The 606-nt window shown below is 61.2% G+C and carries 1 protein-coding gene; it reads right to left on the bottom strand.

The window, feature by feature from the left end:
* Window positions 1-552 (bottom strand): PAS domain S-box protein (locus IEY49_RS21265; protein ID WP_189012395.1); only part of this gene is annotated, 552 nt, incomplete at its 3' end.
* Window positions 553-606 lie beyond the last annotated feature (54 nt).

Genomic DNA, 606 nt, shown 5'->3' with positions numbered 1-606 from the left:
GACCTGCACGAGGTGATCCAGGATCATGCGCAACGTGAGGGAAAAATCCATCCCGGAGCTGATGGCCTGGTCGATGTCACGCATTCCATTGAGCTGGCGCACCTGGTGCTGCAAGCCACTGTTCAGCTCCCGGATTCGCATTTCGGACGACAGCCGATGCGTGATGTCGCGGGCCACGCAGTACATGTTCGGATCCCCTGGAAGCACGACCGCAGCCCACTCCAGCCACACGACCGTGCCGTTTTTCCGGAAGTACCTGTTCTGAAAGGCCGTCGTTGGGGTGCCACCCGTGATGAGGTCGTCCTCCCTGGCGGTGACCTCCCGGTCATCCGGATGGACCAGCTCCTGATAGGGGCGGCCGATCAGTTCCTGCGGGGTATACCCCAGAATCTCGGTACTTGACGCACTCGCCGTCAGGAAGCGTCCCTCCGCGTCGAAGGACGTGATGAGGTCCAGCGACATGTCCAGCGTGCGCTGTAAGTCCGTGGCCAGTTGCCGGTAGCGTTCCTCGCTTTCTTCCATGGCCCGCCGGGCACGGTTCTCATTGGTCATGTCCTGGACCAGGCTGATCACGCACGGATCGCCTGCAATCTCAATCGGAACGAA

Source organism: Deinococcus malanensis, from assembly GCF_014647655.1.
Taxonomy (GTDB): domain Bacteria; phylum Deinococcota; class Deinococci; order Deinococcales; family Deinococcaceae; genus Deinococcus; species Deinococcus malanensis.
This window is presented reverse-complemented; position numbering and strand designations above follow the sequence as displayed.